This is a genomic window from Sphingobium salicis subsp. salicis, assembly GCF_049472635.1.
Classification (GTDB): Bacteria; Pseudomonadota; Alphaproteobacteria; order Sphingomonadales; family Sphingomonadaceae; genus Sphingobium; species Sphingobium yanoikuyae_A.
This window is the reverse complement of sequence record NZ_JAYRCS010000001.1, coordinates 2805773-2821462: the sequence shown is the minus strand read 5'-3', so window position 1 is coordinate 2821462 and position 15690 is coordinate 2805773. Positions and strand designations below refer to the sequence as shown.

General features: G+C 65.7%; 13 protein-coding genes. All 13 read left to right on the top strand.

All coding sequences use genetic code 11. The features are described 5' to 3' along the window. Positions 1–2: 2 nt before the first annotated feature. The 13 genes from murD (at position 3) to VHN57_RS13665 (ending at position 15622) form a co-directional block, all read left to right on the top strand. Entirely contained in the window at positions 3–1316 is a 1314-nt protein-coding gene (murD, locus tag VHN57_RS13725) for a UDP-N-acetylmuramoyl-L-alanine--D-glutamate ligase (protein ID WP_278984984.1), read from the top strand. A gap of 62 nt (positions 1317–1378) precedes the next feature. Next, positions 1379–2581: an FtsW/RodA/SpoVE family cell cycle protein gene (locus VHN57_RS13720; RefSeq protein ID WP_423284186.1), complete on the top strand. Its 1203-nt coding sequence runs from the start codon at positions 1379–1381 to the stop codon at positions 2579–2581. After that, positions 2578–3744 carry an undecaprenyldiphospho-muramoylpentapeptide beta-N-acetylglucosaminyltransferase gene (gene murG / locus VHN57_RS13715; RefSeq protein ID WP_037510496.1) on the top strand — a complete coding sequence of 389 codons (1167 nt, stop codon included), beginning with the start codon at positions 2578–2580 and terminating at the stop codon, positions 3742–3744. Before VHN57_RS13720 ends, murG begins: the two co-directional genes overlap by 4 nt. Positions 3745–3883: 139 nt before the next feature. Then, on the top strand, positions 3884–5311 hold the full coding sequence (murC, locus tag VHN57_RS13710) for a UDP-N-acetylmuramate--L-alanine ligase (protein WP_278984982.1): 1428 nt from the start codon (positions 3884–3886) through the stop codon (positions 5309–5311). Then, entirely contained in the window at positions 5311–5508 is a 198-nt protein-coding gene (locus VHN57_RS13705) for a hypothetical protein (protein WP_004207957.1), read from the top strand. Before murC ends, VHN57_RS13705 begins: the two co-directional genes overlap by 1 nt. A 5-nt stretch (positions 5509–5513) precedes the next feature. After that, positions 5514–6440 (top strand): UDP-N-acetylmuramate dehydrogenase, encoded by a 927-nt coding sequence (gene murB, locus VHN57_RS13700; RefSeq protein WP_423284183.1) that lies wholly within the window; start codon positions 5514–5516, stop codon positions 6438–6440. Positions 6441–6561: 121 nt separating this feature from the next. Further along, positions 6562–7518, top strand: a complete 957-nt coding sequence (locus VHN57_RS13695; protein WP_278987485.1) for a D-alanine--D-alanine ligase — start codon at positions 6562–6564, stop codon at positions 7516–7518. Next, entirely contained in the window at positions 7511–8473 is a 963-nt protein-coding gene (locus VHN57_RS13690) for a cell division protein FtsQ/DivIB (RefSeq protein ID WP_004207953.1), read from the top strand. The genes VHN57_RS13695 and VHN57_RS13690 overlap by 8 nt, the downstream gene beginning before the upstream one ends. A 3-nt stretch (positions 8474–8476) precedes the next feature. Continuing rightward, on the top strand, positions 8477–9760 hold the full coding sequence (gene ftsA, locus VHN57_RS13685; RefSeq protein ID WP_004207952.1) for a cell division protein FtsA: 1284 nt from the start codon (positions 8477–8479) through the stop codon (positions 9758–9760). Positions 9761–9868: 108 nt separating this feature from the next. Further along, positions 9869–11335 (top strand): cell division protein FtsZ, encoded by a 1467-nt coding sequence (gene ftsZ / locus VHN57_RS13680; RefSeq protein ID WP_017501206.1) that lies wholly within the window; start codon positions 9869–9871, stop codon positions 11333–11335. Between the two features lie 252 nt (positions 11336–11587). Next, positions 11588–13528, top strand: a complete 1941-nt coding sequence (locus VHN57_RS13675; protein WP_423284180.1) for a tetratricopeptide repeat protein — start codon at positions 11588–11590, stop codon at positions 13526–13528. Positions 13529–13537: 9 nt separating this feature from the next. Then, on the top strand, positions 13538–14689 hold the full coding sequence (locus VHN57_RS13670; protein WP_313394543.1) for a deoxyguanosinetriphosphate triphosphohydrolase: 1152 nt from the start codon (positions 13538–13540) through the stop codon (positions 14687–14689). Positions 14690–15085: 396 nt separating this feature from the next. Further along, a complete protein-coding gene (locus VHN57_RS13665; RefSeq protein ID WP_278988788.1) occupies positions 15086–15622 on the top strand; it encodes a hypothetical protein in 537 nt (178 codons plus the stop codon). Positions 15623–15690 lie beyond the last annotated feature (68 nt).

Here is a 15690-nt window from a genome sequence, read left to right as displayed (position 1 = left end):
GGATGATCGTTTCGCAGGCCTTCAAGGGGAAGACCTACGCCGTTCTGGGGCTGGCCCGTTCGGGGCTGGCCACGGTCGACACGCTCGTCGCCAGCGGCGCGCGCGTCGTCGCCTGGGACAGTCGTGAGGAAGCGCGGGCGGCGGTCGCCGACAAGGCAGAACTGGGCGACCCGATGGAGATCGACCTGGCCGGTTTCGACGGCATCGTCGTGTCGCCGGGCGTGCCGCTCAACAAGCATCCGATCGCGATGCGTGCGAAGATTGCGGGCGTGCCGATCATCGGCGACATCGAACTGTTCGCGCTCGCTCGGCCGACGCTGCCGCCGCACAAGGTCGTCGGCATCACCGGCACCAACGGCAAGTCGACCACCACCGCGCTGATCCATCACATCATCGAGCAGGCGGGCCTGCCGGCGCGGATGGGCGGCAATATCGGCCTGCCGATCCTGGGCCAGGAGCCGCTGGAGCCGAACCTGCACGGCATGGGCGTCTATGTGCTGGAATTGTCGAGCTATCAGATCGACCTGACCCACAGCCTCGACTGCGATGTCGCTGTGCTGCTCAACATCACGCCCGACCATCTTGATCGCTACAACGGCTTTGCCGGCTATGTCGCGTCGAAGGCGCGGCTGTTCGCGATGCAGTCGGCCGAACATGTCGCGGTCATCGCGACCGAGGATGAGCCGAGCCGTGGCATCGCCGCATCGGCCCCGGCGCAACTGCGCGAAGTGAAGGCCGCCGATATCGATCCGGAGGCTCAGCTTGGCTGGCCGTCGCTGCAGGGGCCGCACAATGCCCAGAATGCCGCCGTCGCGATCGCCGTCGGCCGGGCATTGGACATCGATGACGCGACCATCATGGCCGCGCTCGCCAGCTATGCCAGCCTGCCGCACCGGATGCAGGCGGTGGGCACGCATAATGGCGTGCTCTACGTCAATGACAGCAAGGCGACCAATGCCGCCTCGACCGCGCCGGCACTGGGTGCCTGGCCGGCCAGGGATGGCAAGCCGCGCATCCACTGGATTTTGGGCGGCGTCGCCAAGTCCGACAATCTGGATGAATGCGCGCCTTATTACGGCAATATCGCCCATGCCTACACCATCGGTGAGGCGGGCCACATGTTTGCCGACCTGTTGCGGCCGCACATGGCGGTCGATGACAGCGAGATGCTGAGCGCCGCCGTTCGTCGCGCCGCGCGCATCGCCCAGCCGGGCGATGTCGTGCTGTTGTCGCCGGCCTGCGCCAGTTTCGACCAGTTCCGGGATTTCGAGGCGCGCGGCGATGCCTTTGCCGCGGCCGTGAACGCGCTGGAATAGAACGCACTGGAATAGGCAGGGCGATCGGGGGCAACGGGATGGATAGCGAGGGACGTAAGGGCATGTTCAGGGCGGGCGAACTGGTGAAGGGCTTCAAGACCCGCACCGTGCCGCGCGAGCGTACCGCGCTGGCCATCTGGTTCTGGGAAATCGACCGGGTGCTGCTGTCGCTGATCGTCGCGCTGATGGCGATCGGGCTGGTCGGCGTGGCCGCCGCATCGCCGGTGGCCGCGATCGACCGCTCGACCGCGCAGGTGGCGGTCAATCCGTTGATCTATTTCTACCGCCAGCTGATGTGGGTGTTCATCGGCCTGCCGATCATGCTGGTCATCTCCATGCTGCCCCGGCCACAGGCGCGGCGGCTGGCGATCTTCCTAGCCGTCTTCTTCTTCCTGATGCTGCTGTTCGTGCCGTTGCTCGGCTCCACCGTGAACGGCGCCAAGCGCTGGATCGACCTGCCGGGCTTCCGCTTCCAGCCCTCGGAATTTCTGAAGCCCGTCTATGTCGTGACGCTGGCCTGGCTGCTGTCGCTGCGCGCCAAGGACCAGAGCCTGCCGGTGATGCCGCTGACTGGCGCGATGACGCTGCTGATTGCCGCGATCCTGATGAAGCAGCCGGATTTTGGCCAGACGGTCATCTTCCTTGCCTGCTGGGGCGTGCTGCTGATGCTCTCGGGCCTCGAAATGCGCTGGATCGCCATGCTGGGTGGGCTGGCGCTGGCGGGGCTGGTCGCGGTCTACATGTTCTATGAAAATGGCCGGCAGCGCATCAACGACTTCCTGGGCATTGGCGTCCAGATGGATACCGGCCCGGACCAGACGGACCTGGCGTTCCGCACCATCACCCATGGTGGTTTCACCGGTGTCGGGCCGGGCGGGGGGCAGAACAAGTTCCGCCTGCCCGAAGCCCATACCGACTATATCTTCTCGGTGATCGGGGAGGAGTTCGGCCTGCTCGCCTGCATCGCCATCGCCTGCGTCTATCTGGCGATCGTCGTGCGCGTGCTGCTGCGCCTGCTGGACGAGGAGGATAATTTCACCATCCTCGCCGCAGCCGGCCTCACGACCCAGTTCGGGCTGCAGGCGATCATCAATATGGGCGTCAATGCGCAGATTTTTCCGTCAAAGGGCATGACGCTGCCCTTTATCAGCTACGGTGGCTCCTCTATGCTCGCGCTTTGTATCGGCGTCGGCCTGCTGCTCGCATTCACGCGGCGCAACCCCTTCATGGGTCGGCACACGGTCGTCAAATGGAGTGGTCGATGAGCATTTCCCGTCACTTCGTCCTCGCCGCCGGCGGGACGGGTGGTCACATGATTCCCGCGCATGCGGTGGCAGAGGAACTGATGGCGCGCGGCCATCATGTCGCCCTCGTCACCGATGAGCGGGGCGCGAAGATCCCCGGCATCTTCGATAAGGCGCAGGTCCATGTCATGCCGGCGGGCCGCATGACCAAGAATCCGGCGAGCTGGCCCGGCGCCCTGAAGGCGATCCTGGCCGGCCGTGCGATGGCTCGCCGTCTCAACGACACGTTCAAGCCGACTGCCGTGGTCGGCTTTGGCGGCTATCCCGCCATGCCCGCTTTGCTGGGCGCGCTGGCCGACGGCATCCCGACCGCGATCCATGAGCAGAATGCGGTGCTGGGCCGGGTCAACCGCCTGCTCGCCGGCCGGGTCGACGCGATCGCCACCGCCTATCCGGTGGTCGAGCGCCTCAAGGACAAATATGTCGGCAAGGTGCATCTGGTCGGCAATCCGGTGCGCGAGGAAGTGAAGGCGCTGCGCGACGAGGAGTTTCCCGCGCTGACCGATGAGAGCGTGTTCCGCGTGCTGGTGATCGGCGGCAGCCAGGGGGCAAGCATCCTGTCGAGCGTCGTGCCCGAAGGGCTGTCGATGCTGCCGATCGCGTTGCGCCGCCGCCTTCAGGTGACGCAGCAGTGCCGCGCCGAGGATATCGAGCGGGTGCGCGCCACCTATGCCGAGATGGAAATCCCGGCCGATCTTGCCACCTATTTCAACGACGTGCCCGAAAAGCTCGGCTGGTCGCATCTGATGATCGCGCGGGCAGGGGCATCGACCCTGGCCGAGCTGACCTGTGCCGGCCGTCCCGCCATCCTGGTGCCGCTACCCAGCGCCATGGACGATCATCAGACCGCCAATGCGCGCGAGATGACCGAAGCCGGTGGCGCCCGCACCATCCCCCAGTCGCGCTTCACCGCGGTGGAACTGGCCAAGCAGATGCAGAAGATGGCGCTGGAACCCGGCGCCCTGCAAAATGCCGCCAAGCGCGCCCGTGCCTGTGGCCGCCCGGATGCGGCGCGCGACATGGCAGACCTGCTCGAAAGCATCGGCCCCGCGCCGATCATGAATGACCCGCTTCGCGTCGGCCCCACGCCGACCACGCTCAATTTGCAGGGCGTCCCTGCATGATCCGCACATATCTCTCCCCGTTCGGGCTGAGCCTGTCGAAGCCCTCTGCTGAGCGGAGCGAAGCCGCTTCGCCTGCGGCTCTGCTGGGCCCTTCGACTTCGCTCAGGGCGAACGGATATTGGAACAAGGAATATCAGGCATGAAGGGTGTCGGCACCGACATCGGCACGATCCATTTTATCGGCATTGGCGGCATCGGCATGTCCGGTATCGCCGAAGTCATGCATAATCTGGGTTACAAGGTTCAAGGATCCGACGTCGCCGAAGGCTATGTCGTGGAAGGGCTGCGCGCCAAGGGCATCAAGGTGATGATCGGCCACAAGGCCGAAAATCTGGGCGATGCCGCCGTGGTCGTCACCTCGACCGCGATCAAGCGCGGCAATCCGGAAGTCGAGCTGGCGCTGGAAAATCGCGTGCCGGTAATCCGCCGCGCGGAAATGCTGGCTGAACTGATGCGTTTGAAGTCCACGGTCGCCATTGCCGGCACCCATGGCAAGACCACGACCACCTCGATGGTCGCGGCACTGCTGGACGCGGGCGGGGTCGATCCGACCGTCATCAACGGCGGCATCATCAACAGCTATGGCTCCAACGCGCGCCTGGGCAACAGCGACTGGATGGTCGTGGAAGCCGATGAGAGCGATGGCAGCTTCCTGCGCCTCGATGGCACGATCGCGGTCGTGACCAATATCGATCCCGAACATCTCGACCATTATGGCAGCTTCGACGCGGTGAAGGACGCCTTTGTCGAGTTCGTCGAGAATGTGCCCTTCTATGGCGCGGCCATGCTCTGCCTCGACCATCCCGAGGTTCAGGCCATCCTGCCGCGCGTGCAGGACCGTCGCATCGTCACCTATGGCTTCTCCGCCCAGGCCGATATTCGCGGCGAGAATGTCCAGCCGGTGCCCGGCGGCAATCGCTTCGACGTCCAGATCCGCGAGCGCGATGGCGCGACCCGCCGGATCGAGGGGATCGAACTGCCGATGCCCGGCCGTCACAATGTGCTGAACGCCATGGCCGCGATCGGCGTGGCGTTGCAGATGGGCATTGATGACGCGACCATCCAGACCGGCTTCGCCAAGTTCGGCGGCGTGAAGCGCCGCTTCACCAAGGTCGGGGAAATCCCGGCCGTGGCAGGCGTGGCCACCGTCATCGACGATTATGGCCACCATCCGGTCGAGATCAAGGCCGTGCTCGCCGCCGCCCGCGAAGGCGCCAAGGGCCGCGTCATCGCCGTGGTCCAGCCGCATCGCTTCACTCGCCTGCGCGACCTGATGGATGATTTCCAGCAGGCCTTCAACGACGCCGACATCGTCTATGCCGCCCCGGTCTATACCGCTGGCGAGCAGCCGATCGAGGATGTCGACAGCGCGGCGCTGGTCGCCGGGCTCAAGCGCCGTGGCCATCGCAACGCGGCCACCGTCGCCGATGCGGACGATCTTGCCCGCGTCATCGCCGCCGATGTCCAGGCTGACGACATGATCATCTGCCTGGGCGCCGGCGACATCACCAAATGGGCGGCGGGCCTGTCCGCTGCGGTCATTGCCAAGGTCAAGGAAACCGCCTGATGTTCGAGCTCTTCAATGTCGGCCTCGAAATGCAGAAGCGCATGATCGACATGCAGATGCAGGGCGTGGAAGTCGCGCGCGACATGGTCGAGGCGGCGCAGAAGCAGGTGCAGACTGGCATGGCCGCGCATCAGGCCGGCGAGGCGGGCATGAAGGCGATGAAGAGCTGGATGAATCTCTGGGGCGTGCGCGGTTGACGGTGATGGCTACTCTCCCGGCCGTTCGCGGCGCGCTCAAGGCCGATGCGCCGCTGGCACCGCTCGTCTGGTTCAAGGCGGGCGGGGCGGCGCAATGGCTGTTCGAGCCCAAGGATGCCGACGACCTGTCCGATTTCCTGGCCATGCTCGATCCGGCGATGCCGGTGATGGCGCTCGGCCTTGGCTCCAACCTGATCGTTCGCGATGGCGGCGTGCCGGGCGTGGTCGTGCGCCTGGGCAAGCCCTTCGCCAAGGTGGAGTCGCTGGACGCCACCACCCTGGTCTGCGGCGGTGGTGCGTCGGGCATCCTCGTCTCCTCGACCGCGCGGGATGCCGGCATTGCCGGTCTCGAATTTCTCCGCTCCATCCCCGGCACGGTCGGCGGCTTCGTGCGGATGAATGGCGGCGCCTATGGCCGCGAGACCGCGGACATATTGGTGGAATGCGAGGTGGTGCTGCGCTCGGGCGAACAGGTGACCTTGCTCAACCGCGATCTTCATTACAGCTATCGCCATTCCAACATGGTCGACGGCGCGGTTGTCGTGTCGGCCACCTTCCGCGGCGAACCCGGCGAGCCGGCCGCGATCCAGGCGGAAATGGACCGCATCGCCACCGCGCGCGAGGAAAGCCAGCCGCTGCGCAGCAAGACCGGCGGATCGACCTTCAAGAACCCGGACGGGCACAAGGCCTGGGCGCTGGTCGATGAAGCGGGCTGTCGCGGCCTCGCGCTGGGCGGCGCGCAGGTGAGCGAGAAGCACACCAACTTCCTGCTCAACACCGGCGATGCCACCAGCGCGGATATCGAAGCGCTGGGCGAGGAAGTCCGCCGCCGCGTCAAGGAAAAGAGCGGCGTCGAGCTGGAATGGGAAATCCAGCGTGTCGGCATGTTTGCCGACGGCGCAAACAGAGATGCCGTGGGGTTGGCGAAGTGATTTATGCTCCCAATCCGTCATCCCAGCGAAGGCTGGGATCCCTCTTTTCTTCCTTCGCTGCGTTCAAAGGCAGTGAGATGCCAGCCTTCGCTGGCATGACGATGTATCTGGAGTGTCTTGCATGAGCCGTGGTCCCTGGCATGTCGCCGTATTGATGGGCGGCTGGTCGGCGGAGCGGCCGGTGTCGCTGTCGAGCGGCGAGGGCGTTGCCAAGGCGCTGGAATCGCGCGGGCATCGGGTCACGCGGATCGACATGGACCGCGACGTCGCCGCTCGCCTGACTGAGACTAAGGCGGACGTGGTGTTCAACGCGCTGCATGGCGTGCCGGGCGAGGATGGCACGGTGCAGGGCATGATGGACCTGATGGGCCTCACCTACACCCATAGCGGCCTTGCCACCTCGGTCATCGCGATCGACAAGCAACTGACCAAGCAGGCGCTGGTGCCGCACGGCATCCCCATGCCCGGCGGCCAGATCGTGGCGAGCGAGAGCCTGTACGCCGGCGATCCGCTGCCGCGGCCCTATGTGCTGAAGCCCGTCAATGAGGGCAGCTCGGTCGGCGTCGCGATCGTCACGGCCGAGGGCAATTATGGCAACCCCATCGCGCGTGACAGCGTCGGCCCCTGGCAGGAATTTCCCGAGCTTCTGGCCGAACCCTATATTCGCGGGCGCGAGCTGACCACCGCCGTGCTGGGCGATGAGGCGCTGCTGGTGACCGAACTGCGCCCCAAGAGCGGCTTCTATGATTTCGACGCCAAATATACCGACGGCATGACCGAACATGTCTGTCCGGCGGAGATACCCGGCGACATTACCGAAGCATGCAAGGCGATCGCGCTCCAGGCGCACCAGCTGCTCGGCTGCAAGGGTGCGTCGCGCTCCGACTTCCGCTGGGACGACAGCCAGGGCGTCGAGGGGCTTTACCTGCTGGAGGTCAATACCCAGCCGGGTATGACCCCCTTGAGCCTGGTGCCGGAACAGGCGAAAAAGCTGGGTATCGACTATGCCGAGCTGGTCGAGCGGATCTGCGAGGAAGCATTGACGAGGGGGGCGAACATGGGGGCTGGCAATGGCTGAGGCACGGATCCGGCGCGGCGGCACGGCGCGGCTGAGCACGGCGCGGGGCAAGGTACGCGCCAAGGCCGGATCGGGCCGTGGCCGCCAGCTCAAGCGCCAATCCTCGTTCGACCGGCTGCTCGAATTGCTGCCGATCAGCGAGGATACGCTGCAGAAGCTGGCGACCTGGGCCATCTTCGCGATCTTCGGTGGCATAGCGATCGCCATCGCCATCTATGCGGGGCTGCCCGACATGGCGCGCCAGCAGGCGGCAAGCCTGGCCGCGCGCGCAGGTTTCGAGGTGGAGAAGGTCGAGGTGCGCGGCGTCGAGCGCATGGACGAGATGCCGGTCTATAATATCGCGCTCGGCCAGGTCGATCGCTCGATGCTCTCGCTCGACCTGCCCAAGGTGCGGCAGGAAATGCTGAAGCTTGGCTGGGTCAAGGATGCGCGCATTTCCCGCCGCCTGCCCGACACGCTGGTTGTCGATATCGTCGAGCGTGATCCGGTCGCGGTGTGGCAGCATGACGGGCAATTGCATCTGATCGACGTGGCCGGCGTGGTGCTGCAATCGGTGTCGGCCGGGGCGATGCCGGACCTGCCGCTGGTGGTCGGCCCCAACGCCAATCTCCAGACCGCCGGCCTCAACAAACTGATGGAAAGCGCGCCTGCCTTGAAGCCGATGCTGGCTGGTGCAACCTGGGTCGGGAACCGTCGCTGGGATCTGCGCTTTCAGTCGGGGGAGACGCTGTCGCTGCCGGAAGGTGAACAGACCTCGGCGGCAGCGCTGGTGAATTTCGCGCGCATGGATGGCGTCAACCGGCTGCTCGGCCGGGGCATCGTCAAGTTCGACATGCGTGATCCCGATCGTTTCGTGCTGCGTCTGCCGCAGGGCCAGACCAGCGATAAGCCGGCAGCGGCGGACGCCAAGGCGGAAAAGACCGCAAGTGCGCCTGCCGCGGGCGAGGAAGGCTAAGTCATGGCACAGCCCAAGGTCGAAAAGCTCATCACCGCGATCGATATCGGATCGTGGAAGGTGTCCGCGCTGATCGCGGGGCGCACCGATACGGGTGAGTTGGCGATCCTGGGCACCGGCCAGCGCGAGAGCCGGGGCGTGCGCCGCGGCTTCATCGCCGACATGGAACGCACCGAACTGGCCGTGCGCGAGACGGTGGAACAGGCCGAGCGTGTCGCCGGCACCAATATCGAGGATGTCTGGGTCAGCTTCTCGGGCGGCAGCCTGGTGAGCGACGTCGTCACGGTCGAGCGCGACATGGGCGGCTATCGCGTCGAGCAGCCGGACATCGACGATCTGCTGACCACCGGCCAGCAGGGCATCGACCCCGATGGCCGCATCATCCTGCACGCCCAGCCGACCTGCTTCACCATCAATGGCAAGGTGCCGGTGAAGAAGCCGCTGGGCATGCATGCCGATCTGCTGGGCGTCGACATCCATGTCGTGCTGGCGGATGGCGCGCCGCTCGCCAATCTCGACCTGTGCGTGCGTGGCGCCTATCTGAACGTCAATTCGATCGTCGCTTCGCCGATCGCCACGGGCCTCGCCTGCCTGTCCGAAGAGGAACGCGACCTGGGCGTGGCGCTGGTCGAGATGGGGGCAGGGGTCACCAATGTCTCGCTCTATGCCGGCGGCATGCTGGTGGGGCTGCATTCGATCCCGATGGGCGCGTCCGACATTACCGACGATATCGCTTCGGCTTTCGGCATTCGCCGCAGCCAGGCGGAGCGGATCAAATGCTTTTATGGTTCGGCGATGCAGAACCGCCGCGACTTTCGCGAGATGATCGAGATCGCGACGCCCCATGGCGATGTCGCCATTCCGGGGCAGAGCGCTGGCCCCAATGCGGAAGGCGGCAAGATCACCCGCGCGGCGCTGGTCGGCGTCATTTGCGAACGACTGAACCAGATCATGGCGGAAGTGAATGCGGCGCTGGCCGGCATGGGCTTCAACAGCACTGGGCGCCAGGTCGTGCTGACCGGCGGTGGCGCGGAGATGAAGGGCATTGCCGACTATGCGCAAGGCGCATTGGGGCGTGCGGTGCGGGTCGGTCGCCCGCGTGGCTTGTCAGCCATGCCCGAAGCGCATAGTGGCCCGGCCTTCGCTACTTTGGCCGGATTGGCGCTTTACGGCGCTTCAAACCCGGTTGATCTTAGGGCGATGGCGCCTGCGCCGCAAACCGTGCATCGTCTGGGCGCCCCGCAATGGTGGCAGCGCATGATGCGGGCGATGCGGACGAATTACTGAGCGAATTTGAACGAAAACGAAAATAGCAGGTGAAATACTCTATTTTCTGGTGTTAACAATTGATGACGGTTGTCACTTCCTGACGAGGAAGCTGAGGGAGCAAAGTATATGAGCATCGAGATCAGCCCGCCGCATGTGGACGAATTGAAGCCACGCATTGCGGTGATAGGCGTTGGCGGTGCAGGCGGTAACGCCATCGCGAACATGATCGCGGCCAGCGTCGAGGGCGTCGACTTCATCGTCGCCAACACCGACGCGCAGGCGCTGAATGCCTCGCCGGCCGAACGGCGCATCCAGCTTGGCCCGCAGATCACCGAGGGTCTGGGCGCCGGTTCGCGCCCAGAAATCGGTCGTGCGGCGGCCGAGGAAACGATCATCACCGTCGAGCAGGCGCTGGAAGGCGCCCATATGTGCTTCATCACCGCCGGCATGGGCGGCGGCACCGGCACCGGTGCGGCCCCGGTCATCGCCAAGGCGGCGCGTGAAAAGGGCATCCTGACCGTCGGCGTCGTGACCAAGCCCTTCACCTTCGAGGGCAATCGCCGCATGAAGTCGGCGGAAAGCGGCATCGACGAACTGCAGAAGCATGTCGACACGCTGATCGTCATCCCGAACCAGAATCTGTTCCTGATCGCCAACCCGAACACGACCTTCAAGGAAGCGTTCCAGATGGCGGACGAAGTGCTGCAGCAGGGCGTGCGCTCGATCACCGACCTGATGATCATGCCGGGCCTCATCAACCTCGACTTTGCCGACGTCCGTTCGGTGATGGGCGAAATGGGCAAGGCGATGATGGGCACCGGCGAGGCGGAAGGCGACGGCCGTGCGCTCCAGGCGGCGGAAAAGGCGATCGCCAACCCGCTGCTCGACGGTGTGTCGATGCGCGGCGCCAAGGGCGTGATCGTGTCGATCGTCGGTGGTGACGACATGCGGCTGATGGAAGTCGACGAAGCGGCCAACCATATCCGCGAACTGGTCGATCCCGATGCGAACATCATCTGGGGCAGCGCCTTCAACGACAATCTGAACGGCAAGATCCGCGTTTCGGTCGTCGCGACCGGCATCGACAATGAAGTCGGCAGCCAGGCCGCGCCGCTGACCCAGCCGTTCAGCTTCGCCAGCCGTCCGGCCGTCGCCGTGCCGCAGGCACCGCGTCCGGCACCGGTGGCCGCACCCGCCCCGGCTGCGCCGGTCGCTGCTGCACCGGCCCCGGTCGCCGCGCCCGAGCCCGAAGCGCTGGAACTGGACGTGCCCGAAGCTCCGGCGCCCGCGCCGATCGCCGCGCCTGCCGCCGAAAAGGCGCCGCCGGCCTTCGCGCCTGCGCGTCCCGCCGCCGTCTTCTCCGACGAGGATCCCTCGCAGGATGAACTGCTGCTCGGCGCCGAAGCGGCCGAACCGACGGCACCGGAAGCCGCGCCCAAGCCTGCCCAGCCGGCGCCGCGCGTCGCGACCGGTGGCACGCTGTTCGAGCGTATGGCCGGCCTTACCCGTGGTAGCGAAAAGGCACCGGGCGCCGAAGAAGGCACGCAGGGTCTGGATATCCCGCGCTTCCTCAACCGCCAGAACAACCAGTAAGGCCAGCGTGCGGGTACAGGCCCGCACCGGCCTGCCAAAGGCGCGCCGTCGGTCGCTTCGGGCGACCCGGCGCGCTTTTTTGTGCAGGTCATTTCCCATTGCTTCCGCGATCCGCTAGACCTTGATCGCTTCGGGCTGAATCAGCCCGAAGCGTGAATCAAGGTCTGAAATCATCGACTAGAGCCTGATTCACGTTATCGGCGGAAGCGCGAAGCGCTTCCCCCTCAAACGATCAGGCTCTAAGGGAGCGATGTGACACGATCTCATCTATGGATTCTCGGCAGCCTGCTTCTTGCCACGGCTGCGCAGGCGCAAACCGACCAGGCCGATCTGGTCCTGCCTTCGGGCGCCGCGGACCTCAACAATAATCTGGCGAAACTGGCCACCAATCCGCGGGATTTCAACGCGTTGGTGGGGGCAGGGGAAGCCGCGCTGGAGCTGGACGATGCCCGCGCGGCCGCCGGTTTCTTTGCCCGCGCCGACGCGATCCAGCCCAATAATGGACGTACCAAGGCGGGCCTGGGCCGGGTCATGCTGAAGATGCAGAACCCGGCCGAAGCGCTGCGCCTGTTCGACCAGGCGACCCGTGCCGGCTATCCCGAAGCGACCATCCAGGGCGACCGTGGCCTTGCGCGTGACATGACCGGTGACCAGGCCGGGGCGCAGCGCGATTATCATGCCGCCCTGCAACGCACACCGGACGATGCAGAACTGGTGCGCCGCTACGCCGCCTCGCTCGGTATTTCGGGACAGGTGGATGCCGCCGACAAGGTGTTGCAGCCGCTGCTCTACAAGAGCGACCGGGCCGCCTGGCGCTATAATGCCTTCATCCTGGCGATGAACAACCGCCAGGCCGAGGCCAAGAAGGTGGTCGACCAGACCATGCCCGCCCAGCTGGCGAGCGCCATCACCCCCTATATGCAGAAAATGCCCTATCTGACGGCGGCGCAGAAGGCGGCTGCGGTCCATTTCGGCCATTTCCCGCAGGTGGTCGCGACCAGCATCACGCCGATCGTGCCGACCCCGCCGGCGCCGGGTGTCCAGCTGGCGTCGCGCGACGCCGCACCCGCCGCCGCCGCGTCGACCGCGCCGGCCCAGGGTGATCGCCGCACGACCCGCAACGGCAGTGGCCGGCAGCGCGGCACGTCGCTGGCCCGCGCGCCGCTCGGCACGCCTGCTGCCAGCCAGCCCGCGCCGACCCAGAGCCGGCCGCCGGTGGCCGCACAAGCCACGCAGCCCACTGTCCCCGCGCCCGCGCTCGCAACCGTCCAGCCGCTGCCCGCCGACACGCGCGGACGCCAGCCGGTCGTCCAGCCGACGCCGAGCCAGAGCGCCCGTTCGGAGATGGTGCAGCCGGTGCCCGGTCAGGCGACCACCCAGACGCCAGCGCCGACCCCAACCCCAGCGCCGTCGCCCGCCCCGGTCCGCAGCGCATCGGCCGATGTGCAGGGGCCGCCCGCGCCGGGTCTCGACGCGCTGGACGGCGGCGCGCCGCGCTCGACCGCACCGGCGCCGACCACCGGCCAGCCGAGCGCCGCCTCGCAGCTCAATTCGAGCGCGCTTGCCCAGGCGTCGAGCGTGACCCCGCCCGCGCCGCAGGGCACGCCGCCCGCGGCGACGCCATCGGCGCCGGTCGCCACCCAATTTACGCCGCCGGCCGACAGCGCTGCGCCGCAGCCGGCGCCGGAGGCGACGCGCAGTCTGGCCGACATCATCCACGCCATCGACGTGCCCGACAGCGAGCGCCGCTCGAACGTGGTCGCGGTCGACCTGGCCGAGGTCGAGAAGCTGCAGGCCGCCCGCCGCGCCGCCGCGCGCCAGGCGGAGGCCGACAAGGCGAAGAAGGCGGCCGCCGCCAAGGCCAAGGCGGAAGCCGATGCCAAGGCGAAGAAGGAAGCCGAGGAAAAGAAGCGCCTGGCCGCCAACCCCGCGCGCAACTGGGTGCAGATCGGCACCGGGCAGAAGAGCGCGCTGGCCTTCACCTTCAAGCGCTTGCAGGGCAAATATGACGCGGTCGCGCCGCAGGATGGCTGGAGCGCCAGCTGGGGCCAGACCTCGCGCCTGCTGATCGGTCCCTTTGCCAGCTTCACCCGCGCCAGGACGGTCGAGGCGGACCTCAAAAAGGCCGGCGCCGACGCCTTTGCCTGGCAGAGCGACGCGGGCGAGGTGGTCGAAAAGCTGGGCAGCAAATAAGGGGTTCGCATGACGATGCTCGCATCCTACGCCTCTCAGCCCGACCAGAGCCGGGGACGGCTCCATGCCGAACCGGGCGGCGAGATGCGCGGCCCGCGCGATATGTTCCAGCGCGACCGCGACCGCATCATCCATTCGATCTCCTTCCGCCGGCTGCGGCACAAGACGCAGGTGTTCGTGTCGCCCGACGGCGATCATTATCGCGTGCGCATGACCCACAGCCTGGAGGTGGCGCAGATCGGCCGCGCCATCGCCCGCACGCTCGCCCTCAACGAGGATCTGACCGAGGCGCTGTGCCTGGCCCATGACATCGGCCATCCGCCTTTCGGCCATGCCGGAGAGGATGCGCTGGAGGCGGCGCTGGAGGATCATGGCGGCTTCGATCATAATGCGCATACGCTGCGCACGCTGATGCTGCTGGATTCGCCCTATCCGCGCTTTCGTGGGCTCAACCTTAGCTGGGAAATGCTGGAGGGGCTGGCCAAGCATAATGGTCCCGTGACCAAGCCCGGCTGGGCGATGCGCGAACTGGACGCGATGTTCCCGCTGGATCTCACCAGCCATGCCTCGCTGGAGGCGCAGCTGGCGGCGCTATCGGACGATATCGCCTATGACAATCACGACATTGACGATGGCCTGCGCGCCGGACTGCTGAGCCTGGAGCAGCTTTTGACGGTGCCGCTGGTGCGCCATTGCTGGGATCGGGTGACGGCCCGCTATCCCGACGTGCCGCAGGATCGGCTGCTGCGCGAACTGGTGCGCGAACAGATTGGCGTGATGGCCAATGACCTGCTCACCACCACCCGTGCCAATATCGCGGCCGCCGGGGTGGAGACGGTCGCCGATGTCCGCGCGCTGGGCCGCACGCTGGTCGCCTTCTCGCCCGAACTGGCGGCGCAGGAACGCGAGCTGAAGCGCTTCATGTATGCGACCCTCTATCATCATCCCGACCAGCTGGCCGCCGCCGACCGAGCGCGGGTGATCGTGATGGACCTGTTCCGCGCCTATCTGGCCGACCCCGCCCTGATGCCGCCCGAATGGCGCGACGAATGCGCACTGGAGGAACCGACCCGCAGCCGCCACATCGCCGACTTCATCGCCGGCATGACCGACCGCTATGCCGAAAAGCGCCATGCCGAAATTTGCGGGGCCCTGGTCTAGGCGCGAGCGGCCGTCTTCGACGCGACAGTTGAAAGTTCACAGCGTCGTTACACGCGCATTCTGGCGTGTTTGGGCGGTCCGCGCACCTGCGACGCGCCACCTGGGTCATGCCGAGGCGACGATGACGCCTCGCCCGCGCGACACCGACGCGACAATGAGACGACAGCCATGCGACAGCGAAGCGACGCCGGTGGGGCTTTGCGGGCGATAAGGCGGAAGGGGGCGGGGGACTGTTCCATCGCGCAGGATAGATCAGAGAAAGGCGGAGTAGGAAAGAGCAGGGCGATTAGGGCTCTGGCCGCTGACGACCAATTATTGCCGCTGATGGAGATTGCCGAAATGCTTTAAAGCGGCCATCGAAACCTAGCCTGCCTATCAAAGCGAACAGGAAACTCGGTGGACGCATTGTCATTCAAGAATGCTCTTCGGAACGCGAAGCCTGCCGCAGAAGCCTTTGCCACCATCGGCCTCAGCAAGGACGAGGTTATTGATATTTCATCGTCTTTCGAAATGTTCGATCGAACGATGGCGCAATCTAATAATCTCCCAGACCCTACGTTGCGTGATTTGTTCGCGCGCTATGACGCCAGCAACACCGAAATAGGTATGGTCCGTTTCCGCGACCTTCCTGAGCCAGCGCAAAAGGGTTTTATCATAGGTGATGTAGAAGCAGATTACCTAACTCTGGAGACCCCCTCCGGAGAACTGGTAGTGCGTGACCATGCTGACCCAGATCACCTGATATGGAAATGCGCGCGGAACGGAGCGAGTCTGCTCGCTGCCCTGTCCATAGCGGGAGAATATCTGGGCGCGTGCATGATCATCGATCAAGCAGGCACAGCATTTCAACAAGAGGCTCTCAAAGACTGTGTGAAAGTTGCAGGAGGGCGAACATACGGCCGCTTTTACGAAATGCTATTAGGCGTTGGATAAGCCAATTGGTGTCCAATTTTGCCAACAGTCGGTTGAAAGCCGCCGTTCTGCTATCCACCCAAACTCTG